Origin of the sequence: Pseudoalteromonas sp. GW168-MNA-CIBAN-0100, from assembly GCF_040309225.1 — a bacterium.
In the GTDB taxonomy this organism is placed as follows: Bacteria; Pseudomonadota; Gammaproteobacteria; order Enterobacterales; family Alteromonadaceae; genus Pseudoalteromonas; species Pseudoalteromonas arctica.
Map to the genome: position 1 here is coordinate 1 of NZ_JBEOOL010001000.1, position 242 is coordinate 242.

The following is a 242-nucleotide window of genomic DNA, read 5'->3' on the forward strand; positions in this document are numbered from 1 at the left end:
GTTTAAAGCAGCGCGAGCAAAGTGCCCGTGTTAAACAAATTTTAGAACACCATAACCAAGAAGCAATACGTGGTGAGCGTACTTTTAACTTTACTTACGAAAACAAAGTAAAGAGCATTGAAGTAAACGAAAGAACGCAAAAAGCGTTATCGGGTGGTCGCTTAGCTATTTGTGTGCTCGAAGGCCGATTTTACGTATTAGAAGACGAACCGGCACGTAAAGTAGCTGAAGTAGATGAACAT

At 40.9% G+C, this 242-nt stretch carries 1 protein-coding gene; it reads left to right on the plus strand.

The window, feature by feature from the left end; genetic code table 11:
- Positions 1-242, plus strand: a 242-nt coding sequence (locus tag AAEY62_RS24350) for a DUF2058 family protein (RefSeq protein WP_350637048.1), incomplete at both ends; no start/stop codon positions are given.